This window comes from Planifilum fulgidum (assembly GCF_900113175.1).
Lineage (GTDB): Bacteria > Bacillota > Bacilli > Thermoactinomycetales > DSM-44946 > Planifilum > Planifilum fulgidum.
The window spans coordinates 1-20,577 of sequence record NZ_FOOK01000042.1; the positions used below are offsets into that span (position 1 = coordinate 1).

19 protein-coding genes and 1 pseudogene are annotated in these 20,577 nt (G+C 59.6%); 17 read left to right on the forward strand and 3 right to left on the reverse strand.

Going from position 1 to position 20,577, the window contains the following annotated elements:
• Window positions 1-163: 163 nt before the first annotated feature.
• Window positions 164-1,339 carry an IS701 family transposase gene (locus tag BM063_RS15900; RefSeq protein ID WP_143085363.1) on the reverse strand — a complete coding sequence of 392 codons (1,176 nt, stop codon included), beginning with the start codon at window positions 1,337-1,339 and terminating at the stop codon, window positions 164-166.
• Between the two features lie 189 nt (window positions 1,340-1,528).
• Between BM063_RS15900 and BM063_RS17410 the strand changes: the two genes are divergently transcribed.
• From BM063_RS17410 to BM063_RS15910, 3 genes are all read left to right on the forward strand, one after another.
• Window positions 1,529-2,032 (forward strand): hypothetical protein, encoded by a 504-nt coding sequence (locus BM063_RS17410; RefSeq protein WP_143085407.1) that lies wholly within the window; start codon window positions 1,529-1,531, stop codon window positions 2,030-2,032.
• Window positions 2,029-2,247, forward strand: a complete 219-nt coding sequence (locus BM063_RS15905; protein WP_092041332.1) for a hypothetical protein — start codon at window positions 2,029-2,031, stop codon at window positions 2,245-2,247. The genes BM063_RS17410 and BM063_RS15905 overlap by 4 nt, the downstream gene beginning before the upstream one ends.
• Window positions 2,248-2,318: 71 nt before the next feature.
• The gene (locus tag BM063_RS15910; protein WP_092041335.1) at window positions 2,319-3,110 is read left to right on the forward strand and encodes a TatD family hydrolase; all 792 of its coding nucleotides are present in this window, start codon (window positions 2,319-2,321) and stop codon (window positions 3,108-3,110) included.
• A gap of 123 nt (window positions 3,111-3,233) precedes the next feature.
• On the opposite strand, the gene BM063_RS15915 is transcribed toward BM063_RS15910, so the two are convergent.
• The gene (locus tag BM063_RS15915) at window positions 3,234-3,422 is read right to left on the reverse strand and encodes an alpha/beta-type small acid-soluble spore protein (RefSeq protein WP_092041338.1); all 189 of its coding nucleotides are present in this window, start codon (window positions 3,420-3,422) and stop codon (window positions 3,234-3,236) included.
• Between the two features lie 178 nt (window positions 3,423-3,600).
• On the opposite strand from BM063_RS15915, the gene BM063_RS15920 reads away from it, so the two are divergent.
• The 14 genes from BM063_RS15920 (at window position 3,601) to BM063_RS15985 (ending at window position 19,752) form a co-directional block, all read left to right on the forward strand.
• The gene (locus tag BM063_RS15920; RefSeq protein ID WP_092041341.1) at window positions 3,601-4,959 is read left to right on the forward strand and encodes a glucose-6-phosphate isomerase; all 1,359 of its coding nucleotides are present in this window, start codon (window positions 3,601-3,603) and stop codon (window positions 4,957-4,959) included.
• Between the two features lie 597 nt (window positions 4,960-5,556).
• The gene (locus tag BM063_RS15925; protein ID WP_092041344.1) at window positions 5,557-6,450 is read left to right on the forward strand and encodes a YicC/YloC family endoribonuclease; all 894 of its coding nucleotides are present in this window, start codon (window positions 5,557-5,559) and stop codon (window positions 6,448-6,450) included.
• A gap of 153 nt (window positions 6,451-6,603) precedes the next feature.
• Window positions 6,604-6,867, forward strand: a complete 264-nt coding sequence (remA, locus tag BM063_RS15930) for an extracellular matrix/biofilm regulator RemA (RefSeq protein WP_092041347.1) — start codon at window positions 6,604-6,606, stop codon at window positions 6,865-6,867.
• Window positions 6,868-6,895: 28 nt separating this feature from the next.
• Window positions 6,896-7,516, forward strand: coding sequence for a guanylate kinase (gmk, locus tag BM063_RS15935; RefSeq protein ID WP_092041350.1), 621 nt, complete (start codon window positions 6,896-6,898; stop codon window positions 7,514-7,516).
• Between the two features lie 4 nt (window positions 7,517-7,520).
• Window positions 7,521-7,730, forward strand: coding sequence for a DNA-directed RNA polymerase subunit omega (gene rpoZ / locus BM063_RS15940; RefSeq protein ID WP_092041353.1), 210 nt, complete (start codon window positions 7,521-7,523; stop codon window positions 7,728-7,730).
• A gap of 81 nt (window positions 7,731-7,811) precedes the next feature.
• On the forward strand, window positions 7,812-9,011 hold the full coding sequence (gene coaBC, locus BM063_RS15945; RefSeq protein WP_092041356.1) for a bifunctional phosphopantothenoylcysteine decarboxylase/phosphopantothenate--cysteine ligase CoaBC: 1,200 nt from the start codon (window positions 7,812-7,814) through the stop codon (window positions 9,009-9,011).
• Window positions 9,001-11,430, forward strand: coding sequence for a primosomal protein N' (gene priA / locus BM063_RS15950; RefSeq protein WP_092041358.1), 2,430 nt, complete (start codon window positions 9,001-9,003; stop codon window positions 11,428-11,430). Before coaBC ends, priA begins: the two co-directional genes overlap by 11 nt.
• 87 nt (window positions 11,431-11,517) lie before the next feature.
• A complete protein-coding gene (gene def, locus BM063_RS15955; RefSeq protein WP_092041360.1) occupies window positions 11,518-12,012 on the forward strand; it encodes a peptide deformylase in 495 nt (164 codons plus the stop codon).
• A gap of 23 nt (window positions 12,013-12,035) precedes the next feature.
• The gene (gene fmt, locus BM063_RS15960; protein ID WP_092041378.1) at window positions 12,036-12,956 is read left to right on the forward strand and encodes a methionyl-tRNA formyltransferase; all 921 of its coding nucleotides are present in this window, start codon (window positions 12,036-12,038) and stop codon (window positions 12,954-12,956) included.
• Window positions 12,953-14,317 carry a 16S rRNA (cytosine(967)-C(5))-methyltransferase RsmB gene (rsmB, locus tag BM063_RS15965; RefSeq protein WP_092041366.1) on the forward strand — a complete coding sequence of 455 codons (1,365 nt, stop codon included), beginning with the start codon at window positions 12,953-12,955 and terminating at the stop codon, window positions 14,315-14,317. Before fmt ends, rsmB begins: the two co-directional genes overlap by 4 nt.
• 107 nt (window positions 14,318-14,424) lie before the next feature.
• Window positions 14,425-15,987, forward strand: coding sequence for a spore germination protein (locus tag BM063_RS15970; protein WP_342713759.1), 1,563 nt, complete (start codon window positions 14,425-14,427; stop codon window positions 15,985-15,987).
• A gap of 42 nt (window positions 15,988-16,029) precedes the next feature.
• Complete coding sequence (locus tag BM063_RS15975) at window positions 16,030-17,172, forward strand: GerAB/ArcD/ProY family transporter (protein ID WP_177199231.1); 1,143 nt, start codon at window positions 16,030-16,032, stop codon at window positions 17,170-17,172.
• Between the two features lie 245 nt (window positions 17,173-17,417).
• Window positions 17,418-18,587 carry a GerAB/ArcD/ProY family transporter gene (locus BM063_RS15980; RefSeq protein WP_092041372.1) on the forward strand — a complete coding sequence of 390 codons (1,170 nt, stop codon included), beginning with the start codon at window positions 17,418-17,420 and terminating at the stop codon, window positions 18,585-18,587.
• Window positions 18,568-19,752 (forward strand): Ger(x)C family spore germination protein, encoded by a 1,185-nt coding sequence (locus BM063_RS15985; protein WP_092041375.1) that lies wholly within the window; start codon window positions 18,568-18,570, stop codon window positions 19,750-19,752. Before BM063_RS15980 ends, BM063_RS15985 begins: the two co-directional genes overlap by 20 nt.
• 283 nt (window positions 19,753-20,035) lie before the next feature.
• Here the strand turns inward: BM063_RS15985 and BM063_RS17775 are convergent.
• Window positions 20,036-20,577 (reverse strand): annotated as a pseudogene (locus BM063_RS17775) (ISNCY family transposase); the annotation flags it as partial.

The following is a 20,577-nucleotide window of genomic DNA, read 5'->3' on the forward strand; positions in this document are numbered from 1 at the left end:
TACTACAGTTGTACTTACGGAGAAAGCAATCGCTTTCTGTAATGATAAAACCGAGACATGGCTTGATGTCGCCTTCGCCAATAAAACCAAGCCCAAATATGAATCAACGGAACAACTTGTTGCCAAAGGACTTTTTCCAGGAGCCGTCGCACTTCCGGAACCGTCAAGGGCATCGCAGTCCCCGGCTGCGTTTGAATGCAGTCAAGCTCTGGAAGGAACCCCTCCCCTTTTTTCGGAGGTCCGACGGGATTCCCTGTGCCCGCATGACGGTTAAAAAGGCATGGGCAACCATGGCCAAGGTAATGTGTCGGTGCCATCCCGTCCATGAACGAACCTCATAGTGATCCAGACCCACTTCCCCTTTGGCTTCCTGAAAACATCGCTCCACCGCCCAGCGGGCTCCGGCCACCCGGACGAAGGATGTGAGCGGAGTATCTTTGGGGGCATAGACGATATAGTACGCGTAGTCTTCTTTTTCATCCGGATGACGACGAATCAGCAGCCATCGCTGCCACTGTGGAGCATCGGGACAGTTTAGAGGATACCGGACCCACTCATATTCCCGGGGTCCTTTCGCGCCGTTTCCACAAGAAAGACGTACCCAAGCGGTTTCCTCGGTTCCAAGAGCCAAATCCCGCACCCGGTGGGTCTTCCAGCCGATACAAACCGATTCCTTGGCCGAGACGGCGAGGACATAGGCTTGCCGTTGTTCCTCCAACCACAAACGCAAACGGCGGTCACTGCCATACACCGTGTCCCCGGTTACCCATTGCACGGGTAGGCCGGCTTGGAAAGCATGCTGCAACATCTGCCGTGCCAGCTGAGGTTTGGTGGCAAAGCCTGTTTCCTTGGGAATCCCGGCTTTCCGGCAACGGGGAGGATCTTCCGTCCAGCTTTTGGGCAAGTACAGACGGCGATCGATCAACGTGGAACCTTTTGGGGAGACATAACAGAGAAAAACACCGATTTGGCAGTTCTCAATCCGTCCGGCCGTTCCGCTGTACTGACGTTGCACGCCTGCGGATTGATTCCCTTTTTTGAGAAAACCGGTTTCATCCACGACAGCGATCCCTTCGGGGTGGGCCAAGTGTTCCAAGACATATTGCTGTAAGTCGTCCCGAACGGCATCCGCGTCCCACCGGGCCCGCCCCAACAGGTGCTGAATGCCGTAAGGAGTGGGATCCCCGGCATACTCGGCCAACTGCCACCCGTTCTTCCGTTCCACGGAACTTAACAACCCACGAAGATAGGACTTACAACGTTGCCGTGCTTCGGAGCGGGCAAAGTGAGCTCCGATTCGTTCAGCCAAGGTTTCAAAGGACTTTGCCCAATTAGATATTTCGTTGCACGACGGATGGAGCGTTTTACGGGAATCTCGCGGGGTCAATGGAGTTCCTCCCAAATCTTTCTCGTTCAGTCGAGAGTATATGCAATAAATCTACTATTTGCAACTGTAGTAATAAAACAAGCGGGGAAATATACACTGGAGCCGGCTGTTAAAGGGGGTTTCAAGCAGGCGGACCGGTTGTTGAATGGAAAGTTGGCCAAAATTGTCGATGAGGGTCGGGAGCGTATCGCCCGTTTTGTCTGTGGAAAGTTTGTCCATAGGGCCACACCACCTTATGCCAGCGTGTTTCTTATGATTGGCAAGGGGAAAGACGGTTGTGTGGATCAAGTTGTTGAAGGGCTTGGAGGAAGAAGTAGAATAGGTCCATCTCTGGACGATCTTTCAAAAGCTGCTGCAGTACCTGATAAAGGTGGATTTACTCGAGCCGGAAGGTCCTTAACAAAACATGGTGCTGGGGCAAGGAAGGGAAATAAACTTTTTCCACCGGCAAGAGGAAATCCTGCTGAGATCAATCGTCTGGCTCAAGATATTGTCGATGATATTTTGACGAATCCTGAAACTAAGGTAATCAAAAGTTATCGGGGCAGATTCGGCGAAACGATTGAGTATATCGCACCAGATGGGAGAGGAATTGTATTTGATGCAAACGGTAATTTCCTATTTTTCAGGGAGGGTGGTTTATGAGTAAACCATGGAGAATCTGCATATCCAGCCCGCCTGATCGTGAGAAATTGGTCGCTGAGATATTCTACGGAGATCATCAATGGGCGGAAATAAATCAAGAAGGTTCAGTATTGCAGATTGAAATTTATCCCAGGATGGATGGTCAGCCGTGGAGAATTCCTTATGAGCAGGTAATTCATGTATTGGAAGAGGCGAAGAAACAGCTGGTGGATTGAAACAAATCTTTCGCCTATCTCACTCGGCCCAGTGAACCTGATCCGAAGAATAAAAAGGGAGGCGGAAACCCTTGACCGTTCCGATGGACCCTCCCATCCAACTGATCGACACCCACGTCCATTTTGACCGGTTTTCTCCGGAGGAAGTGGAAGCGGTGGTTCGGCGTGCCCGGGAGGCGGGGGTGTACCGGGTGATCGCCGTGGCCATGGGGGAGGCGTCCTGTCATTCGCTTCTCCGGTGGAAGGAGCGTTATCCGGACTTTCTGGAGATCGCCTTCGGCGTTCATCCGGAGGAGGCAGCCGATGAGGGAGAAACGGAACGGGTGCTTAAGCTCATCCGCCGGTATCGCGGGGTAATCCGGGCGGTGGGGGAGGTGGGCCTGCCGTATTATTCGCTGCCGGAGGGGGAACGCTCCGCGCCGCCCGCCGCGGCGGTGCGGCGTCTCCGGGCGTTTCTCGATGTCGCCCGGGAGCTGGAGCTGCCGGTGTCGCTCCACGCCGTCCACGCGATGGCCGCCCCCGCCCTGCGGCTGTTGAAGAAGCACCGGGTGAGACGCGCCGTCTTCCACTGGTTGAAGGCGCCTCCCAACGTGGTCGATGCCATCGTGGAGGCGGGCCATTTTGTATCCGTCACCCCGGACGTGTTGGTTCGCGAACGGGATCGCGACCTGGTCCGGCGGGTTCCGCTGACATCCCTTGTGCTGGAGACGGATGCACCCTGGGAGTACGAAAAAGGCCGACCCGCCGAACCGGCGTGGGTTCGGCGGGTGGCCGAGGAAGTGGCGAGGATCAAGGGATGTTCCCTCGCCGAGGTGAGCCGCGTGACGACGAGAAACGCCCTGGCGTTGATCAAAGGGGATTAGGGAGCGGTTCGGCCGCTCCCGAAGAGGGGAAAACTTGTTCGAAGGGGGCGTCTGTGACCCTCTTTTTGCCGCCGCATCGTTGCCGCATCGGCGACATCGCTTTGTCGCGGCCGACCGGCAGGCTCACGGCACGGAGATCTGGCTCTGGGCCAGGGCGACCAGACGCTTCACCATCTCGCCGCCCACGGAACCGTTTGCCCGGGCCGTCGTGTCGGGGCCCAGTTGGACGCCGAACTCCTGGGCGATCTCAAATTTCATCCGCTGAAGGGCATCGGCGGCTTCCGGGACAAGCAAACGGTTTCTTCTCGGCATGGCTATCATCTCCCTGAAAAAGGGGTTTGTGAGCTTTATAGTCTGCAGATTTTGGGTATTTATGCACGGAATGTAAAAATGAATCCTTTCCGAAGGGGAGAATTTATTTGCTTCGATCTTCTCCCGCTTTTGATATAATGAATGACCGACATCAAACTACAAGCATCGGGAGGAAACCATGAAAAGCGCACTCACCTTCGACGATTCCCAGGCGCGGTCCTTTGTCGGGGATCGCGAATTGGAGCAGTTGGAACCCTTTGTGAAAGCGGCTCACAAGATGCTGCACGAACGGACCGGAGCGGGGAGCGCCTTTCTCGGCTGGGTGGATCTTCCCTTCAATTACGACCGGGAGGAGTTTGCCCGGATCGAGGAGGCGGCCCGACGCATCCGCTCCGATTCCGACGCGCTGGTGGTGATCGGCATCGGCGGCTCCTATTTGGGTGCCCGCTCGGCGCTGGAAATGCTGAACCACAGCTTTTACAACCAGCTTCCCAAGGAAAAGCGGAAAGGGCCCGAGATCTATTTCGCCGGCCATCACCTCAGCCCCGTATACACGGCTCACCTTCTTGAGCTGCTCAAGGACAAGGAAGTGAGCGTCAATGTGATCTCCAAGTCGGGGACGACCACCGAACCGGCGGTCGCCTTCCGGATCATCAAGGAGATGATGGAGAAACGTTACGGCAAGGAGGGGGCCCGCCGGCGGATTTACGTGACCACGGATCGCGCCCGGGGCGCTCTCCGGAAGCTGGCGGACGAGGAGGGTTACGAAACGTTCACGGTTCCCGACGATGTGGGCGGCCGCTACTCGGTGTTGACGGCGGTGGGCCTGTTGCCCATCGCCGCGGGGGGCGTGGACATCGAAGCGGTCATGGCGGGAGCCCGGGATGCCGCCGAGTCCTTCCGGAACCCCGACCTGGCGGACAATCCGCCCGCCCGGTATGCCGCCCTGCGGAATGCCCTGTACCGCAAGGGGAAAACCGTGGAGCTTTTGGTCACCTACGAGCCTTCGTTCCTCTCCTTTGCCGAGTGGTGGAAGCAACTCTTCGGCGAGAGCGAAGGGAAGGATCACAAGGGGATCTTTCCCGCTTCGGTCAGCTTCACCACCGACCTGCATTCCATGGGGCAATACATTCAGGAGGGGCTTCGCAACCTGTTTGAAACGGTGATCTCCGTCGACAAGCCCCGGATCGACCTGAGCGTTCCCCGGGATCCGGACAATCTGGACGGTTTGAACTATCTCGCGGGGAAAACGATGGATTTTGTGAACAAAAAGGCCTTCGAGGGCACCCTTCTGGCCCACGTGGACGGGGGCGTTCCCAATCTGGTCGTCCGCCTTCCCGAGGTGAGCCCCTACACGTACGGCCAGCTCGTCTATTTCTTTGAAAAAGCCTGCGGGATCAGCGGATACCTGCTGGGGGTCAATCCCTTTGATCAGCCCGGAGTGGAGGCCTACAAACGGAACATGTTCGCCCTTCTGGGGAAGCCGGGTTTCGAGGACGAAGGGGAAGCCTTGAGAAGGCGGCTTGAGAGGTCCTGACGGCCGCGGATTTCACGGAATTGGCAGGGAAGATCGCAAAGCGATCTTCCCTTTTTCGTGAGCGGAAGTTTTGCGGCGGTGGAGGGATCGATCCGCGGGGAATTCCCGGCTTTTTCGGTGCCGGGTCGAGATCGGCCGCGCAGGCAAGGCGGCAAGCATCTCCCGACAGGGGGCAACCGAGGGGGGCGGGAAGCTCCGGCCTCCGCGGCCTCGTACCCATTGCGCCCGAAGGGGGCGGGTTCCGCCGCCTTTGGACGGACGGAGATGCATTTCCCGGAAGATGCGCCCTCGGGATTTTCCGGGCGCGCCGGCCGTCTCTTTAGCGAAGGTGCGAGTTGGCGGACGGGGAGGCGCAGACGGTGACGATCCCCGTTGTCAAGGGATTGGGCGCGCATTTCAGCAAGTGACGGGCGGGACCTTCGGGCCTTGAGGGCGGGCCGGTGCGTGGATTTCCTCTTCGGGCGCCGGTGCTTTCCGAAGGTTTCCGACCGGTGCGGGTGTTTTCCCGCGGCGGCGTTCCATCCGGGTTCCGCTTTTTTGCCGCGCCCATACGGCGATCCCTTGAGGGATGAGCGGAAAACTTGGTAAAATGAAGCCATGGAACGAAACGGCAAGATTCGAAGCATGACGGGGTACGGCAGAGATTGCCTCCTGAAGGACGGCATCAGCTACGAAGTGGAGATTCGTTCGGTCAACAACCGGTATTTGGACATCACGGTCCGTCTTCCCGGAGGCTGGATTTCCCTTGAGGAGCGGATCAAGCGGGAGATCCAACCGTTGGTGCGCCGCGGCCGGGTGGATGTGTTCGTACAGATCCGGACCGATCAGCTCTCCCGGCGGAATGTGACGGTCAACTGGGAGGTCGCCGAGGCGGCGATCCGTGCCGCCCGGGAGATGAAAGAGCGTTTCGCCTTGGACGGATCGCTGTCCGTGAGCGATCTTTTTCATGTTCCGGAAGTCGTCACCGTCGAAGAGGTCCCTCTGGATCCGGAATCCTGCAGCGAACCCCTGCTGGAGGCGGTTCGCAACGCCTGCATCCGCCTGGTGGAGATGCGGCGAAAGGAAGGGGAAGCGCTGGCGGAGGACCTGTTTTCTCGAACGGAGACCTTGCAAAACCTGCTTGTGGAGATCCGAAGCCGTGCTCCCAAGGTGGCGGAGGAATACCGCCGGCGCCTGGAGACGCGGCTGAAGGAGTGGATGGAAGGAGTCTCCCTGGACGAAAACCGTTTGATGATGGAAGCGGCCCTCTATGCGGAACGGGCGGATATATCGGAGGAGCTCACCCGGTTGGACAGCCATGTCAGCCAGTTCCGCCGTCTCCTGTCCAGCGACGAGCCTGTGGGCCGGCGCCTCGATTTTCTCCTGCAGGAGATGAACCGGGAGATCAACACGATCGGTTCCAAGGCCAACGACGGACTGATCAGCCTGTGGGTCGTCGATTGCAAAAGCGAGTTGGAGAAAATGAGGGAACAGGTGCAGAACATCGAGTGACGGTGCGCCCCCCTCCGGAATTGATTCCTTTGGGGAAAGGGACTACAATAACTACTGAAACTACTGAGCAGCGAAGGATTTGCCGGAAGAGGCAGCCGTTTGTCCCTCTGCCCTGATTTTCAGCTATGGATCAAAGCGAGGAGGCAAAGTCCCTTGAGTATCAAATTGATCAATATCGGTTTCGGCAATATCGTGTCCGCCAACCGAATCATTTCCATCGTCAGCCCGGATTCCGCGCCCATCAAGCGGATCATCCAGGAGGCGCGGGAACGCAGCATGCTGATCGATGCTACATACGGTCGCCGCACTCGGGCGGTGATCATCACCGACAGCGATCATGTGATTCTCTCCGCGGTTCAGCCCGAGACCGTCGCCCATCGGTTGGCCAGCAAGGATCAAGAGGAAATGGTCGAGTAAGGATGCTGTTGTGTAGAAAGGATGGATCATGGACGTTTTTCAGAGAAAGGAAGGACTGCTGATCGTCTTGTCGGGACCGTCGGGAGCCGGAAAGGGAACGGTGAGCGCTCTCCTGCGGGAACGCATGCCGGAATTGACCTATTCCGTCTCCGCCACCACCCGCCCGCCGCGGAAGGGGGAGAAGGAAGGGGTCAATTATTTTTTCAAAACCCGTTCCGAGTTTGAACGGATGATTGCCAACGACGAGCTGCTGGAGTGGGCGGAGTACGTCGGGAATTACTACGGAACTCCCCGCCGTTTGGTTGAGGAGCGTCTGTCCGAAGGGAAAGACGTTCTGCTGGAAATCGAGGTGCAGGGTGCCAGACAGGTGAAAAAGCGGTTTCCCCAGGGGGTGTTCATCTTTTTGATCCCGCCCTCCTTGGATGAACTGAGGCGGAGGATCGAGCAGCGGGGAACGGAGTCGGAAGAGGTTGTCCTCAGCCGCCTCAAGCGGGCCGAGGAGGAGCTGAAGGAGATGAGCCGCTACGACTACGTGGTGGTCAATGACCAGGTGGAACGGGCCTGCGACCGGCTGTGTGCGATCATCGCCGCGGAGCACTGCCGCGTCGAGCGTCTGTTGTCCGGGAAAAACTTGACATGGGGGGAATGACACCGTGCTGGAGCCGTCGATCGACAAACTGGTGGAGAAGGTGGACAGCAAATATTCCTTGGTCGTTGTGGCCGCAAAACGGGCTCGTCAGTTGCTGGATGGGGAGAAGCCGAGAATCAATCCCCGTTCCAACAAATACGTCGGAATCGCGCTGGAGGAGATCGCGGCCGACGCGCTGGAGCTGCCCGAGTCAATCCGGCCGGAGAAAAAATGATCTTCTTCCCCGCCAGAGGGAAGGAAATTCGGCAATCCGACGACCGGTCTGGGTTGCTTATTTTTTCATGGGGGGAACGGGATGCGAGGAAAACGGATCGTAGTCGGGGTGACCGGCGGCATTGCCACCTTCAAGGCGGCCGCCCTGGTCAGCCGCCTGTCGCAGATGGGAGCGGATGTCCGGGTGATCATGACCGAATCGGCGACGCGGTTCGTCACTCCGCTCACCTTTCAAACCCTTTCACGCAACCGCGTGGCGGTGGACACCTTTGACGAACAGGATCCCTCGGTGGTGGCCCACATCGATTTGGCGGACCACGCGGATCTGTTCGTCATCGCTCCGGCGACGGCCAACATCCTGGCCAAGATGGCTCACGGTCTGGGGGATGAAATGTTGTCGACCACGTTGCTTGCCACCCGGGCCCCCATCCTGGTCGCACCGGCGATGAATGTGCACATGTATCAAAATCCGGTGGTGCAGAAGAACCTGCAAACGTTGAAAGAGCGCGGGGTTTACGTGATCGCCCCCGGCGAAGGGATGCTGGCCTGCGGTTACGAGGGAAAGGGGCGCATGGCCGAACCGGAGGAAATCATCGCCCGGATCGAGGAGATTTTGGGCGCCTCCCTGCCGGATTGGCGGGACAAGCGGGTGTTGGTGACGGCGGGACCCACCCGGGAGCCCTTGGATCCCGTCCGGTTTTTCACCAACCGATCCTCGGGGAAGATGGGATACGCCATCGCGGAGGCGGCTTCCCGCACGGGGGCGGAGGTGGTCCTGATCAGCGGTCCGACGTCCCTTGCGCCGCCTCCGGGCGTCCGGCGGATCAGCGTCGTTCGGGCGGAGGAGATGCTTAAGGCGGTGCTGGAAGAGCTGCCCCGGGCGGACATCATCATCAAAGCCGCGGCGGTGGCCGATTACCGGCCCGTAACGGTGAGCGACCGGAAAATGAAGAAACGGGATGAAACGATCGAGATCCGCATGGAACGGACGCCGGACATCGCCCTGGAGGTCGGAAAGCGCAAGGGAAACCGCTTTTTGGTCGGTTTCGCCGCCGAGACCGACCATGTGGAGGAGAACGCCCGGGAAAAGCTCCGGCGCAAGGGGATGGATCTGATCGTGGCCAACGATGTGACGGCCGAAGGCGCCGGATTTGAAGTGGACACCAACATTGCCGCCGTGTACGATCAGAAGGGGCTGGTGGCCCGGTGGCCGCGGATGTCCAAGGAACGGATGGCGGAACGCTTGATCGCCCTGATCGGGGAGAGGCTGAATGACCGCTGAAAAGTCGATCGCCGCCGTGGTCGTGGATGTCGTCGCCCGGGGAACGGATCGCCCCTTCGATTACCATGTTCCGGAAACCCTTCGGGATGTGATCGAGGTGGGGAGCCGGGTCCGGGTGTCCTTTGGCCACCGGAAAGTGATGGGGTATGTGGTTCGGCTGTCGGGAGAGGCTTCCTACGGCCGGCTGAAGCCGATCCTGGACGTGATGGATCTGGTTCCCCCTCTGACGCCGGAGCTGGTGGATCTGGGCCTGTGGATGGCGGAGACCTGTTTTTGTCATCCCATCACCGCGTTAAACGCCATGGTCCCGGCGGTGTTGAAGGGGCGTTACCGCCGCGTGGTCCGGATACACCCCCGGTTTGCCCCGGGCACCGTGCTCGCTCCGGAAGAGGAAGCCCTGATTGAGCGGCTGCGCCGGGAAGGGGAACGTCCCCTCGAGACGGTTCTCGCCTGGCCCGGCGTGAGCCGGTCCCTCATCCGTCAATTGGTGAGGGAGCGGCGGCTGTTGGTGGAAGAGCGGGTGGGGGACCGGGTGACGCGACGGCGGACGCGCTGGGTGAAACCGGCGGTTTCCGGGCAGGCGCTCCGGCGCGCCCTCGACGCTCTCCCGCCCCGGGCCCTGCGCCAGCGGGAGATCTTGAGCCATTTTCTCGACCGTCCCGAAGCGGTTCCCCTTTCGAGGCTGCTCGCTTCCCTGAAGGCGGGACGATCCTCCGTGGACAGCCTGGTGGAAAAGGGGCTGCTCCAACTGGAGGAGCGCGAGGAATTGCGGGACCCCTTTGCGGGACGGTCCTTCGAGCCGACCTCCCCGCTCCCCCTCACGCCGGAACAGGAAAGGGCCTTTCGGGCCATCGTCGGTCCCCTGCGGGAGGGCCGGCATCATCGCATCCTGCTGCACGGCGTGACGGGGAGCGGCAAGACGGAGGTTTACCTGCAGGCGATCGATGAGACCCTGAAACAGGGGCGGCAGGCGATCGTCCTGGTTCCGGAAATCTCCCTCACTCCCCAGATGGTCGCCCGGTTCAAGGGGCGTTTCGGCCCCCGGGTGGCGGTGCTGCACAGCGGGCTGTCCGGCGGCGAACGGTTTGATGAATGGCGCAAGATCCGCTCCGGTGAAGTGCAGGTGGCCATCGGCGCCCGCTCAGCGATCTTTGCCCCCTTTTCCAATCTGGGGCTGATCGTCATCGATGAGGAGCACGAGTCCTCCTACAAACAGGAGGAACAGCCCAAGTATCACGCCCGGGAAGTGGCCTTCCGGAGGGGGATGGCGCACCGCGCCGTCGTCGTGTTGGGAACGGCCACCCCGGCGGTGGAGACCATTCACCGCGCCGGACGGGGGGAACTGGAACGGGTGGTTCTCTCCCGGCGGGTGCAAGGGCGTCCCCTTCCCCGGGTCGACGTGGTGGATATGCGCGAAGAGCTCCGGGAGGGGAACCGTTCGATCTTCAGCCGGATGCTGCAGGAGGCATTGGAACAGTGTGTTTCCCGGGGGGAACAGGCGGTGCTGTTCCTCAACCGGAGAGGTTTTTCCACCTTTGTCCTCTGCCGGTCCTGCGGAAAGGTGATGGAGTGTCCCCACTGCGACATCTCCCTCACCTTTCACCGGACGAACCGGACGCTCCGGTGTCACTACTGCGGATACGCGGAGCCGGTGCCCGAAACCTGTCCCGCCTGCGGCAGCAGCCATATCCGGTATTTCGGAACGGGGACGCAGCGGGTGGAGGAGGAAATCGCCCGCCTTTTTCCGGGCATGCGGGTGATTCGCATGGATGTGGACACCACCAACCGGAAAGGGGCCCACGAGGAGTTGCTCGGCCGTTTTGGGGCGGGGGAAGCCGATGTCCTGCTCGGCACGCAGATGATCGCCAAGGGGTTGGATTTTCCCCGGGTGACGCTGGTCGGGGTGATCGCCGCCGACATCATGCTCCATCTTCCCGATTTCCGCGCGGCGGAGCGCACGTTTCAGCTGTTGACCCAGGTGAGCGGCCGGGCGGGACGGCACGATCTTTCCGGGCGGGTGGTGATTCAAACCTACAGCCCGAAGCACTATTCCATCGATCTGGCGGCCCGGACCGACACGGAAGCCTTCTACCGCAAGGAACTCCTCAGCCGGAAGCAGCACCGGTACCCTCCCTTTTGCCGTCTCTTCACCCTTTTGTTCAGCCATCCGGACCGGCAGGCGGTGATGCAGGCCGCCTTCGAGGCGGCCCGGCTCCTGAAACAGGCCCTTTCGGGGAAGGCGGAGGTGCTGGGTCCCGTTCCGGCGACCATTCCGCGGATGAAGGATCGGTATCGGCTGCAGGTTTTCATAAAATATACGGATGAAGACGTGGCGAAGGCGGTGGGAAAGGTCCTTCGATACCTGGAGGAGCGGGCGGAGGATCCGGAACTCCTCGTCAGCGTGGACCGTGACGGGTGACTTCGGCGAGGTTTTTCTTTTTGTCATCTTTCATTAACGACTGGGCTTGGATCCCTTCAAGAGGGGATCGAAGGAGGGGGATAGCGAATGGCCATACGAAGGATTGTCAAATATCCGGACCCGATTTTGCGGGAAAAGGCGCAGCCGGTGAAAAAATTTCACGCCCGCCTCCACAAACTGCTGGACGACATGGCGGAAACGATGTATGACGCCAAGGGAGTGGGTTTGGCCGCTCCCCAGGTGGGCATTTTAAAGAGGGTGATCGTCGTCGATCCCGGCGACGGCCTGATCGAAGTGGTCAATCCCGAGCTGTTCGATCTGGAAGGGGAGCAGCTGGCTCCACCGGAAGGGTGCCTCAGCATTCCCGGTTTGCTGGGAGAGGTTCGGCGGGCGAATCGGTTGAAGGTAAAAGGGCAAAACCGTTACGGCGAACCCTTTGAGATGGAGGCTGAAGGTTATCTGGCCCGGATCTTCCAGCACGAGGTGGACCACCTGAACGGGATCTTGTTCATCGATCGGGCGGAAAGGGTGTTTCGTCCGGAAGAGGAAGAGGACGGGGCGGAGGAGGATTCGTTGCCGTGACGGAAAAACCGCGAATTGTGTTCATGGGAACGCCGGATTTCTCGGTTCCCTCCCTTAAGGCCCTGATCGATCACGGATACCGGGTGGTCGGGGTGGTGACGCAGCCGGATCGCCCCCGGGGACGGAAGCGGGAGCTCACGCCGCCTCCCGTCAAGCGGGCCGCTGAGGCGCGGGGCATTCCCGTGTTTCAGCCGGAGAAGTTGCGCGACCCGGAGGCGATTGCTGCCGTTCTCGCCATGGATCCGGATTTGGTGGTGACGGCCGCCTACGGTCAAATCGTCCCCCGGGAGATTCTGGATCGCCCGCGCCACGGCTGCATCAACGTGCACGCGTCCCTGCTTCCCAAATACCGCGGGGGAGCGCCGATTCACCGGGCGGTGATCGACGGGGAGAAAGAGACGGGGATCACCATCATGAAAATGGTGCCCGCCCTGGATGCCGGAGACATCTTGGCGCAGAGGGCGATTCCCATCGGTGAACGGGATGACGCGGGAAGTCTCCACGACAAGCTGAGCCGCTTGGGGGCGGAACTGCTCATCGAGACCCTTCCGGCCCTCCTGTCCGGACGAATTCAACCGGTTCCCCAGGATGAGCGCCTGGCCACCTACGCTCCCAATCTTCGGCGGGAGGATGAATGGATCGACTGGAGCCGGCCGGCCCGAAGGATTTACGATCACGTGCGGGGGCTTCATCCGTGGCCGGTGGCCAGCACCACCTGGCGGGGGACGCCCCTCAAAATCTGGTGGGTGGAATGGTCGGACGCCGCCTGCGACCAGCCGCCGGGCACGGTGATCGCCGCCGGCCGGGAAGGCATCGAGGTGGCCGCGGGAGAGGGGACCGTCCGCATCACCCGACTGCAGCCTGCCGGGAAAAGGCCGATGGAAGCGGAAGAGTTTCTCCGCGGTCGGCGCATGTCCATAGGGGAACGGTTGGGTCAGCGATGAACCGGGAAGCAAAAGGGGCCCGGGAGGTTGCCCTCGATGTCCTGATCGCCGTCGAAGAGCGGGGAGCCTACAGCAATCTGCTGCTGGGCCGCACCCTGGACCGGATTTCCCTGCCTCCCCGGGACCGCCGCCTGGCCACCGAGCTGATTTACGGCACGATCCAACGGCTCAACACCCTGGACTGGATACTCGACCGGTTTGTCAAAGGGGGCGTGCGCACCCTCCAGCCCTGGGTCCGGCAATTGCTCCGGCTGGGCGTATACCAATTGCATTATCTGGACCGGATTCCGCCCCGGGCGGCGGTCCATGAGACGGTCAACCTCGCCAAACGACGGGGGCACAAGGGGATCGCCGGGTTGGTCAACGGCGTGCTCCGGGCCTATCTCCGGGATGACCGGAACTGGCCTTGGCTGACCGCTCCGCGGACGGCGGAGGAGTGGGCCTTGGCCACTTCCCATCCGGTCTGGATGGTCCGCCGCTTTCAGGAAGTGTTCGGAAAGGAGACGGCGTGGAAAATCCTGAACGCCAACAATGAACCGCCGCCGGTTTCCCTGCGGGTCAATCCCCTGAAGGCGGACCGGGACCGGTTGCTTCTGGAATTGGCCCGGTCTTCCGGAGGAGAGGCGAGGCCCTCCCTCCTTTCGCCCCAGGGAATCGTGCTCCGCGGGGCCGGTTCTCCCGCGTCCCTTCCGGGTTTTCGGGAAGGGCTGTTCACGGTGCAGGATGAAAGTTCCATGCTGGTGGCGGAAGCGGTGTCTCCCCGCCCGGGTCAGTTCGGCATGGATGTCTGTGCGGCGCCGGGAGGAAAAACCACTCACCTGGCCGAAAAAATGGAAAATCGCGGCCGGATCGTGGCCTTTGACATCCATCCCCGCAAGCTGCGCTTGATTGAGGAAAACGTCCGTCGGCTGGGAATTTCCATCGTGGAGGTGCGGCAGGCCGACGCCCGGGATTTGACGGGGGCGGTGGAGAGACCGGCCGATTTCGTGCTCCTGGACGCCCCCTGCTCGGGTTTGGGCGTGATCCGGCGGAAGCCGGACATCAAGTGGCGGAAGGAGACTTCGGACATCGACGGGGTGGCCGCCCTGCAATGGCAGATGCTGCTTTCCGCTTCCCGCTGGGTCCGTCCGGGGGGAACGCTGGTCTACAGCACCTGCACGCTGGAGCCGCGGGAAAACGAGGAACAGATCCGCCGCTTTCTCGAAAAGCACCCCGAATTCATTCCCGATGAAGGGCTGGGCGAACTGCTGGCCCCCGCCGTGATCCGAAAAGCTTCCATCGCGCCGGGGATGGTGCGGATCCTGCCCCATCACTTCGGCAGCGACGGCTTTTTCATCGCCCGGCTGGTGAGAAAGAAATAGCGGAACACGCGATGCACCCCATTCGGGGTGCTTTTTTTTGCCCGGAAAGGGGAGCAGTGCATTTTTTCCAGTTGTCGGGAGAATCTAAGACCGGAAGGTGATGAAGAGTGAAGCGTTCCTCCCGGTGGATGCGCAGGCGGAAACAGCGAAAGGAGCAAATGCTTCAGGAGCTGGCGGCGAAGAAGATCGAAGACAAATTGGGGGACCGGATGCTGGACCCCAGCGTCGATAAGAATGTGCAATTTATCGGGAAGCTGCTGGGAGACGGCTCCGATGTGGTCACCCGGTTTTTTACGATTCAATACACTCCCGACCGCCGGGCGGCGATCATGTATATCGACGGTTTGGTGGATCTGCCCTTGATCGACCAGTTTGTGCTCACTCCCTTGATGACCGAGGCGGAAAAGATCCGGACGAAGACGGATCTTTGGGAAATGGTCAACGAGAGCCTGATCCAGACCGGGGAGATGAGGATCACCGCCAAGATGAAGGACTTGGTGGAAGGGCTCCTTTCCGGGGATACGATTCTGCTCCTGGACGGAGAGAGCCAGGGGCTGATCATCGGTTCCAAGGGATGGCCCATGCGGAGCGTGGAGGAGCCGAAGACGGCCGCCGTCGTCCGCGGCCCCCGGGAGGGATTTTCCGAAACGCTCCGCGTCAACACCGCCCTGATCCGCCGCCGGCTGAGGGATCCCGACCTTCGGATGAAAAATTACAAGGTGGGGAGACGGACCCGCACGGATCTCGTCCTCTGCTATATCGAAGGCGTGGTCGACTCGAGGATCGTGGAGGAAGTGGAGCGGAGAATTCAGGCAATTGAGTTGGACGGCGTGCTGGAGAGCGGGTATATCGAAGAGATGATTCAGGATAACTTCTGGACCCCCTTTCCCCTGATCCAGAACACGGAACGGCCCGATTCGGCCGTTAGCCATCTGCTGGAGGGGAAAGTGGTCATCCTGGTGGACGGCACCCCCCACGCGCTGATCGCTCCGGCGGTGTTCACCCAGTTTTATTACAGTCCGGAGGACTATTACGAACGCTATATGATCGCCACCTTTCTCCGCTTTCTCCGATTGGTTTCCCTGATCATCGCCCTGTTGGGTCCGGCTTTCTATATCGCCTTTGTCTCCTTTCACACGGAAATGCTCCCTTCCCAGTTGGCCATCGCCATGGCGGCGGGGCGGGCGACGGTTCCTTTCCCCTCCATCGTCGAAGCCCTTCTGATGGAGGTCAGCGTGGAAATCCTGCGGGAAGCGAGCGTCCGGCTGCCGGGCCCCATCGGGCCGACGATCGGGATCGTCGGAGCGCTGGTGATCGGGGAGGCGTCGGTGACGGCGGGGCTGGTCAGTCCGCTCATGGTGATCGTCGTCGGACTTACCACGATCAGTTCCTATGCCAACCCCAGCTACAACGCGGCGATCTCCCTCCGCCTGCTCCGATTTCCCATCATGATCGTCGCGGCGGGTTTCGGCCTGTACGGAATCGTCCTTTGTCTCATGCTCCTGCTGCATCATCTGGTGAAACTGGAATCCTTCGGGGTTCCGTACATGGCCCCGATGGCACCCTTGCGCTGGCAGGATGTGAAGGACCTGCTGATTCGGGTCCCTTGGTCGATGATGAAAAAAAGGCCTTCGATTTTTCGCCCCCAAGATCCGGTGCGGGAAGAGTAAGGAGATGGTGCCATGTCCTCACGCACGAGCGGACAATCTTGGATGCCGAAGGGCTCAATTTCCCCTTATCAGGTCTATGCGCTCATCGTCAACAGCGTTATCGGCGTCGGTGTGCTGCTCTTTCCCCGCTCGATGGCCAAGGAAATGGGCACGGACGGGATTCTGGTGATCCCGCTGGTGGGGATCATAGCCGGAATCATGCTCTTTGTGATCAGCAAACTGGGGGGGCTTTTTCCGGGAAGGAGCCTCGTCGGCATCAGCCGGGAAATCCTGGGGATCAAGAGGTATCCCTGGCTGGGGAAAATTTTGAGCGTTGTTCTTCTCGCCATTTTTCTTGTGAACTGGTTGGGAGGAATGGTGGTGGTGACCCGGACCTTCGGACAAGTGCTGGTGACCGCCGTCTTTCAGAGGACGCCGATTGTGGTCGTCATGTTGATGCTGGTGGCCGCCGCCGCTTATGTCAGCCACAGCCGGGTCGATGTGCTGGCACGGTTCAACGAGTTCCTGCTCCCGCTCATCTACGCTCCGGGGATCCTGCTGATCGCTGCCCTGATCCAGGTCGGGGAAGTGGAACACCTGCTCCCCCTGTTTCAGGCGGATTGGAAGCAGGTGGTGAAGGGAGCCTCCACGGCTCTGTTTTCTTATACGGGCTTCGAGGTGACCCTGGTTTTCATGGGCGCCTATCAGGAGCCGAAAAAGGCGTTGCGTCCCTATCTCACGGCCATATTCGTCATCACCGTGTTCGGATATTGGTTAACCTATCTCATCTGTCTGTCCGTCTTCGGGAAGGAGGAGTTGACCCTTCTGGCGTGGCCGGTGCTGGAATTGGTGAAGGCGGTCCACATTCCCGGGATGATTTTCGAACGGCTGGAATCGGCCGTGGTGTCCATCTGGGTGATCGCGGTGTTCACGACGATAACCAATACGATGTTTGCCATTGTCCAGACTTTGCAGGAATTTTTGGGACTGGCGGATCGCCGCCGGAAATGGCTGACCCTCGCCGTCGGCGGGACCATCTACGGCTTGGCCCTGTGGCCCACAAACATTTATGAGATGGGCAAATGGGGGGAATTGATGGGATATTGGTGGTTTTTCAGCATACTGCTGGTTCCGCCGCTATTGTATGTCATCGCCCGCATCCGGAGAAGAAGGGGGGAGAAGAGGGGTGAGTCACCCTCTGTTTAATCCCTTTGCGGGGATCTTAACGGCGGTCCCGGTTGGCGGACGCGGCGGGTCGGCCGGCGGCACCTTTTTGGGGGCGGCCGCCCGCCTGTCCCGACGGAGACGGTGGTCCGGGGGGACTTTAGACTCCACACGGCATTGTGGCCGAATCGCCGCATTTTTTTCCTGTGCCCGGCGATACGCTCGGTCTCTTCGGCCAATGAGAAAAAAGGTCCTCGATCGATCCTTGAGGCCAGGGAGGTGGTGTCATGTCTTCACACGGGAACGAACCGTCCTGGTTGCCGAAGCGTTCAGTTTCCCCCTATCAGGCCTATGTCCTCACCTTTAGCACCGTCGTCGGCACCGGTATCCTCTCCTTTCCCCGATTGATGGCCAAGGAAGTGGGCACGGACGGAATCCTGGTGATCCCGTTGGTGGGGATCATTGCCGGAATCATACTTTTTTTGATCAGCAAATTGGGAGGGCTTTTTCCTGGGATGAGCCTCGCCGGCCTCAGCCGGGAAGTTCTCTGGACGGGACGAAGCCCCTGGCCGGGGAAAATGCTGAGCCTTCCCTTCCTCGCGTTATTTGTGTTGAACTGGATGGCGATTCTGGTGGTGGCGACCCGGTCCTTCGGACAAGTGCTGGTGACCGCCATCTTTCAGAGGACGCCGATTACGGTCATCATGTTGATGATGGTGGCTGCCGCCGCCTATGTCAGCCACAGCCGGGTCGACGTGCTGGCACGGTTCAACGAATTTCTGCTCCCGCTCATCTATGCGCCGGGGATCCTGCTGATCGCGGCCCTGATCCAGAGCGGGGAAATGGAACACCTGCTTCCTCTGTTTCAGGCCGATTGGAGGCAAGTGGCAAAGGGAGCCGCCACGACTCTTTTTTCTTACACGGGTTTTGAGGTGGCCCTGGTATTCATGGAGGCCTATCAGGAGCCGAAAAAGGCGTTACGCTCACATCTGACGGCCGTGTTTGTCATCTCTTTTACTTACTGGTTTACTTATCTTTCCTGTCTGGCCATCTTCGGGAAAGAGGAGCTGGTCCGGATGGCGTGGCCGGTGCTGGAATTGGTGAAGGCGGTCCACATTCCCGGGATGATTTTTGAACGGCTGGAATCGGCCGTGTTGTCCATCTGGGTGATTGCGGTGTTCACGTCGCTGACCAACCTGTTTTTTGCCATCATCCAGATTCTGCATGAGTCCCTCGGTCTGGCGGCCCGCCGCCGAAAGTGGCTGACTCTCGCCATCGGCGGCATCCTTTACGGATTGGCCCTGTGGCCCACAAATTTGTATGAACTGAACAGATGGGGGGAATGGGTCGGGTACTTCTGGCTCTTCAATGTGCTGTTTTTTCCGCCGTTAATGTACATCATCGCCCGGATTCGGCGAAAAAGGGGGGAGAAGGAGGATGAAACGCCGTCTGTTTAACCTCGTTGCATGGGTTCTGGTGATGGGGCTTATCACCGGTTGTTGGGATCGGCGGGAAATCGAGCAGCGCTCGTCCGTCTTCGCGATGGCGATCGACGAACATCCGAAAGGGGTGGAGGTGTCCGTTCAGATTCCGATTCCGATCATGATCGTCGGTTCCGGCGGAGGCGGCGGTGGTGGTCAAGGGGGACAGGGAGTGGTTCACAATTTCTCGGCGGTGGGGAAAACGGTGTACGAAGCCCTGGAGAATCTCCAAAACCAGACCAACCACGATCTGTTTCTGGGTCACACCCGCCTGCTTTTTCTGAGCGAAAAGGTTGTCCGGAACAAGGGAATGAAAATCCTGGACGCCCTGCGCCGCCATCCCGAAATCCGCCGCCAGATCTGGCCGTTGATCGTCGACGGGCCGGCGAAGGATGCGCTGATGGTCAATTTGAGGCTGGCCGAGATCCCGACGGAATATATCCTGGATTTTGTGGAAAACGGATCGAGCCACGGGAGAATGGGGGATACCACGTTGGGTCAGTGGTTTGTCAACCAGTCGGATCCGACCCGGGCGGCCTATATCAATTATCTGCACGTTGAACCGGGAAAGGGCGGCGATCAGGCAAATGCCGGCGGACAAGGGGATGACGCAGAGGGGAAGGTTTTTTGGAAGGGCCTCGCCGTGATCCGGGGGAATTACATGGTGGGCAGCTTGTCGAGGGAAGAGAGCGGGCCGGTTCTGGGGATTGTGGAAGATAAGGCGGGTTATCCTGTGCGAGTGAAGTGTCCGGACGAAAGGGGGATGATCACCTTCGGACCGAAGGTGGTTGACCCTTCGGTCACCGTGTCCCATCAGGGCAAAAACATCAAAATCCGGGTGAAGGTGGAGGTGTGGGGAGGGGTCGTGGAGAACACCTGTTCCAAACTGGATTTGAGCCAGGAAAAAGTGATGAAGAAGATGGAGAAAATGCTTGAACAGGTCTACGAAAAGCAGTTCGAGAAGGCCTTGCGAAAGGTGCAGAAGGAGTACCGCACCGACGTGTTTGAGTTCGGGGCGTACATCCATGCGTATCACCCGCATCTGTGGAAGCGGATCGATTGGGAACGGGATTTTCCCAAGGCGGACGTGAAGGCGGATTATCAGGTGACGATCAAAACCCTCAATCTGGAAGCCCGCTGAGGGCACCGGTCGTTTGGGACCGGTTTTTCTTTTGGTTTTGCAGAATCGGTGATTGAAATATACAATAAATGAGGGAGTCTTTCGGCCTGCGGAAGGGTCCTCCCTCTAAGGTCCAACGGCTCCCCGGCGGCCGCACTGTCAAGCGTCAGTGAAAATGTCACCATAAAACGTCCGTGATTCTGTCACCTTAACCCTTCCCATCCCGAGCGGGAGTGAAAGTGACCGACAAGGATGGGAAGGAGGTGGTATGAATCCGGGATCAAAGATTCCTGCCTTCAGCCTGCTAACCCGATGACGACTGGCCATGACCTTGATTTTGAGGTATCATGGAGTTGGATTTTGGTGTTACCCAGGCTTTGCGCCATGGGTGATTGGGAGCAGGCTTACGAGGTTTCGTAACGCCTGCCTTTTCTTTTTCCGGCTTCGAAGCAGGCTTTCGAACCGGTTTTTCCACCCGCTTGACGAACAGGATCTCCCCGCTATGCTCGATGCACACCGAACCGTCCAGGGTCTGGCGAACCTCCACCTCCGTTTTGAGCGGAAGGATGCGGTCGGATACGATCTTGTACGTGTGTCCTTGGTACGAGATCGTTTGACCCGAACCCACTTTCCGGTATACCCCCCGGTAGCAAAGGATGTGCTTCAGGGCGCGGGGGTGGGTGTAAGGGACGAAGGCAGATTCTTTTTCAGCCGGTTCCACGGCGAACAGCCGATTGTGTTTTTCGATCAACTCGGGCAGAACCTCGTTTCCTTCGTCGACGGAGCCGACCTTTCGTAAACGGAGCTCAATGATCCAGCGGTCCTGTGTCGTCTGGAAGCATCGCT

Coding starts and splice junctions, on each gene's coding strand:
- BM063_RS15905 (WP_092041332.1), top strand. CDS start 2,029: ATGAGTAAACCATGGAGAATCTGCATATCCAGCCCGCCTGATCGTGAG.
- BM063_RS15915 (WP_092041338.1), bottom strand. CDS start 3,422: ATGCCGAGAAGAAACCGTTTGCTTGTCCCGGAAGCCGCCGATGCCCTT.
- BM063_RS15920 (WP_092041341.1), top strand. CDS start 3,601: ATGAAAAGCGCACTCACCTTCGACGATTCCCAGGCGCGGTCCTTTGTC.
- BM063_RS15925 (WP_092041344.1), top strand. CDS start 5,557: ATGGAACGAAACGGCAAGATTCGAAGCATGACGGGGTACGGCAGAGAT.
- gmk (WP_092041350.1), top strand. CDS start 6,896: ATGGACGTTTTTCAGAGAAAGGAAGGACTGCTGATCGTCTTGTCGGGA.
- coaBC (WP_092041356.1), top strand. CDS start 7,812: ATGCGAGGAAAACGGATCGTAGTCGGGGTGACCGGCGGCATTGCCACC.
- priA (WP_092041358.1), top strand. CDS start 9,001: ATGACCGCTGAAAAGTCGATCGCCGCCGTGGTCGTGGATGTCGTCGCC.
- def (WP_092041360.1), top strand. CDS start 11,518: ATGGCCATACGAAGGATTGTCAAATATCCGGACCCGATTTTGCGGGAA.
- fmt (WP_092041378.1), top strand. CDS start 12,036: ATGGGAACGCCGGATTTCTCGGTTCCCTCCCTTAAGGCCCTGATCGAT.
- rsmB (WP_092041366.1), top strand. CDS start 12,953: ATGAACCGGGAAGCAAAAGGGGCCCGGGAGGTTGCCCTCGATGTCCTG.
- BM063_RS15975 (WP_177199231.1), top strand. CDS start 16,030: ATGCCGAAGGGCTCAATTTCCCCTTATCAGGTCTATGCGCTCATCGTC.
- BM063_RS15980 (WP_092041372.1), top strand. CDS start 17,418: ATGTCTTCACACGGGAACGAACCGTCCTGGTTGCCGAAGCGTTCAGTT.
- BM063_RS15985 (WP_092041375.1), top strand. CDS start 18,568: ATGAAACGCCGTCTGTTTAACCTCGTTGCATGGGTTCTGGTGATGGGG.